The organism is Rhizobacter sp. P1_G5 (assembly GCF_056405435.1).
This window is the reverse complement of sequence record NZ_JBFUCB010000547.1, coordinates 1-4,164: the sequence shown is the minus strand read 5'-3', so window position 1 is coordinate 4,164 and position 4,164 is coordinate 1. Positions and strand designations below refer to the sequence as shown.

Below are 4,164 nucleotides of genomic sequence, written 5' to 3'. Positions count from 1 at the left end.
CGGCTGCAGGAATCGCGCGAACGCCACCGCCGGCTGCACGAGCAGGCGACGCCGGTGATGGAGCTGCTGTTCGAGCAGATCGCCTCGTCGCACAGCATGGTCGCGCTGACCGATCCGAACGGCGGCATCCTGCACAGCTTCGGCGACGACTCCTTCCTCGAACGCGCGCAGCAGGTCGCGCTCTCGCCCGGCGTGAACTGGTCGGAACCGAACAAGGGCACCAACGCGGTCGGCACCGCCCTCTTCACCGAGGCGCCGACGCTGGTGCACGGCGACGAGCATTTCCTGCGCGCCCACCGTTTCCTCACCTGCTCGGCCGCGCCGATCTTCGACCATGCCGGCCGGGTGATGGGTGTGCTCGACGTGAGCGGCGACCAGCGCTCGTACCACCCGCACACGCTGGCGCTGGTCGACCTGTCGGCGCGGATGATCGAGAACCAGTGCTTCGCCGACCGCTTCCGCAACGGGCTGCGGCTGCACTTCCATGCCGAACCGGCCTGCATCGGCACCGTGCGCGAAGGGCTGCTCGCGGTCGACCCCGACGGCGCGATCCTCGGCGCCAACCGCAGCGCGCTCGCACAACTCGGCCTGAGCATCGGCGCGCTGCGCATGCTGGGGCTGGAGGGGCTGCTGGGCCTGGGGGTCGGTGCCTTCGCCGACCACGGCCGCCGGCATGGCGACGCGCCGCTCACGCTGCGCCCGGTGCTCGGCCCGGCGGCGGGGGCGYCGCTGCACGTGCGGGCGGTGTTCCAGTGGCCGGTGTTCTGGTCGGCGGCGAGCCTGGTCTCGCAGGCCACGCTGTCGCCGGTCGCGCTGCCGGCGGGCTTGGCACCCACGGCTGCCGAGGCTCCGCCGACGCTCGAAGCGCTGGAGACCGATGCGATCCGCCGCGCCGTCGCGGCGGCCGGCGGCAATGTCTCGCTGGCCGCACGGCAGCTCGGCGTGGCCCGCAACACGGTGTACCGTCGCCTGAAGGGGTAGCCACGAATCCGCCGTCGTCCTACACACTCGCTGCCCATCCCTCCCTACGATCGGCCTTCGCCGTAGCTTCCGCCTGAATGACCGACTCCACCGCCTCCCGCCCGGTTCCCACCGCCGACCTGCCCGCCGAGGCCGTCGATGCGGGAGCCGACGCCCCCGCGGTGCTGTGCCCTCGCCACGACCTGGTGATCTGCGAGCAGTGCGACGCGGTGCACCAGCGCGTGCCGCTGCAGCCCGGCGAGACCGCGCACTGCCGGCGCTGCCGCGCGCTGCTCGGCCGCGGCCACCGGGTGTCGCTGCCCGGGCTGCTGGCACTCGCGATCGGCGGCCTGGTGTGCTTCGTGATCGGCAACCTGACGCCGCTGGTCTGGATCTCGGTGCGCGGATCGCCCGATCCGGTGACGCTGCCCGAGGCGCTGTGGCAGACCTGGGAGGCCGGCCAGCCGCTCGGCGCGATGCTGGCCGGCGCGACGGCCATGGTGTTTCCGTTCATCGTGATCGCGCTGCGCCTGTACCTGCTGTGGCCGATGACGCGGCGCCGCCTGCCGCAAGGGTTCATGCCGGCGATGCGGCTGCTGCGCTTCGCCACGCGCTGGAGCATGGTCGAGGTGTTCATGCTGGGCGCGCTGGTGGCCGTGGTGCGCAGCGCCGGGCTCGCGAGCGTGGTGCCGGGGCCGGCCCTGTTCGCCTACGGCGTGCTGACGGTGCTGCTCACTTCAAGCAGCGCCGCCGGGCTGCACCGGTTGTGGCAGCTGGGCAGCGAGTGGCAGGCCGAACAGCAAGCCGGCCCCGCGCAACCCGACCCTGGCGAGGCGGCGACCCGATGAACGCGCGCTGTGCCCGCCTCTACAACTGCGGCGCCTGCGGGCTGGTGTCGCAACGCATCGATGCCGGCCTGCCGGACGACCATGACGACATCGCCTGCCCGCGCTGCGGCAGCGCGCTGCACCTGCGCATCCCCGACAGCCTGCAGCGCACCTGGGCCTGCCTGGCCGCCGCGCTGCTGCTGTATGCGCCGGCCAACCTGCTGCCGATCCTGATCACCTCGAACGTGTTCGGGCGTGACAGCCACACCATCCTCGGCGGCATCGTCGACCTGTGGAACGCCGATTCGTGGGGCCTGGCGCTGATCGTGTTCATCGCGAGCATCGCGGTGCCGATCCTGAAGATCGCGACGCTGTCCTTCCTCGCCTTCACCGCGCAGCGCTGCAGCTGCGTGCGGGGCGTGCCGCGCACCCACCTGTACCGGCTGGTCGAGGCGGTGGGGCACTGGTCGATGCTCGACGTCTTCGTCGTCGTGCTGCTGGTCGGCATGGTGCGCTTCGGTGCCTTCGGCATCGTCGAGCCGGGGCCGGGGCTGCTGGCCTTCGGCGCGGTGGTGGTGCTGACGATGCTGGCCAGCGCGAGCTTCGATCCGCGCCTGCTGTGGCCCGACGAGGTCGACGACAATCCCTCCCCTGCCCATGGCTGACGAATCCCCACCCTCCGAGCCCACGCCGGTGCCTGCACCGGCCCCCCTTCCCGTGCCGCCCGCGCCGACCATCGTCAGCCGCAAGCGCTCGCTCCCGTCGGTGGTGTGGCTGGTGCCGCTGATCGCGCTGGCGGTGGGCGTGTCGCTGGTGGTCAACAGCCTGCTGCAGGCGGGTCCGCACATCACGATCGAGTTCCGCACCGCCGAGGGGCTGGAGGCCGGCAAGACCGAGGTGCGCTACAAGGAGGTGGTGGTGGGCCGCGTCGATGCGGTGTCGCTCAGCGAGGACCGCAAGCGCGTGATCGCCTCGGTGCGGCTCGCGCGTTCGGCGGCGGCGCTGGCGGTGGAAGACACCAATTTCTGGGTCGTGCGGCCGCGCATCGGCGTGGGCGGCATCAGCGGCCTGGCGACGCTGGTGTCGGGCGCGTACATCGGTGCCGATGCCGGCGTGTCGACCGAGGACCGCAAGTCCTTCGTCGGGCTCGAGGTGCCGCCCTTCGTGCTGCGCGGCGAGCCGGGCCGCAGCTTCGTGCTGCGCGCGCCCGACCTGGGTTCGCTGGATGTCGGCTCGCCGATCTTCTACCGCCGCACGCGCGTGGGCCGTGTCGTGGGCTACACGCTCGATGCCGAGAAGGACGAGCTGCTGGTGCAGATCTTCGTCGAGGCGCCGTACGAGCGGCTGGTCAACAACCGCTCGCGCTTCTGGAACGCGAGCGGATTCGACTTCACGCTGAACGCGAGCGGATTGACGGTGGACACGCAGGCGCTCACGTCGGTGATCGCGGGCGGTGTCGCGTTCGAGCACTCGGAGCTCGCGACGCCGAACGCGAAGGACGAGGCCGAGGCTGCGCCGGGTGCCCGCTTCTGGCTGTTCAGCAACCGAAAGGCCGCGATCTCGCCGCCGGACGGCCCGCCGATGCGGCTGAAGTTCGTGTTCGACCAATCGGTGCGCGGGCTGTCGGTGGGTGCGCCGATCGATTTCCTCGGTGTCGAGATCGGCGAGGTGCGTGCGATCCGCCCCGGCTACGACGCGCAGCGCAAGCGGTATCCGATGGAGGTCACGGCCGACGTGCACCCGCTGCGGCTGGGCGCGGTGCGCGGGGCGCTGGTCGAGGGCCGTGGTGGCGACGCGAGCGAGCGGGCCGAGCGGAACGTCCAGCTGTTCCGGCGGCTGGTCGAGAACGGCGTGCGTGCGCAGCTGCGCACCGGCAACCTGCTGACGGGGCAGATGTACGTGGCGCTGGATTTCATCCCGAAAAGCAAGCCGGCCGCGCTGGTGATGGCCGACGGCGTGCCGCAGGTGCCGACGGTGCCGGGCACGCTGTCCGACGTGCAGCCGCAGATCGCCGAGATCGTCGCGAAGATCAACAAGGTGCCGTTCGACGACATCGGCCGCGACCTGCGGGCGAYGTTGGCGCAGGCGCGCGAGGCGATCGCGAAGCTGTCGCCCGAGGCGCAGCAGTCGCTGGCCGAGGTGCGCAAGACGCTCGATGCGTTGCAGGGCTCGCTCGGCAAGTTCGACCGCAACCTGCTCGACCCGGACGCGCCGGTGCAACGCAATGTGGAGCAGACGATGACCGRCTTGCAACGGGCCGCGCAATCGCTGCGCGTGCTGACCGACTACCTGCAGCGCCACCCTGAATCGCTGCTGCGCGGCAAGCCGGCCGATCCGCCGCTGCCGTCGCTGGAGGGTGCGCGATGAGGGCGTGGAT

At 71.6% G+C, this 4,164-nt stretch carries 4 protein-coding genes; all 4 read left to right on the top strand.

Annotation, left to right across the window (positions count from 1 at the left end; all coding sequences use genetic code 11):
* Positions 1–981: GAF domain-containing protein (locus AC1D12_RS26595; RefSeq protein WP_477843991.1), on the top strand; the 981-nt coding region annotated here is incomplete at its 5' end.
* Positions 982–1,058: 77 nt separating this feature from the next.
* Positions 1,059–1,808, top strand: coding sequence for a paraquat-inducible protein A (locus AC1D12_RS26590; RefSeq protein ID WP_477826894.1), 750 nt, complete (start codon positions 1,059–1,061; stop codon positions 1,806–1,808).
* Positions 1,805–2,452 carry a paraquat-inducible protein A gene (locus tag AC1D12_RS26585; RefSeq protein WP_047513095.1) on the top strand — a complete coding sequence of 216 codons (648 nt, stop codon included), beginning with the start codon at positions 1,805–1,807 and terminating at the stop codon, positions 2,450–2,452. Before AC1D12_RS26590 ends, AC1D12_RS26585 begins: the two co-directional genes overlap by 4 nt.
* Positions 2,445–4,154, top strand: coding sequence for a PqiB family protein (locus tag AC1D12_RS26580; RefSeq protein WP_477843989.1), 1,710 nt, complete (start codon positions 2,445–2,447; stop codon positions 4,152–4,154). The genes AC1D12_RS26585 and AC1D12_RS26580 overlap by 8 nt, the downstream gene beginning before the upstream one ends.
* Positions 4,155–4,164: the final 10 nt, after the last annotated feature.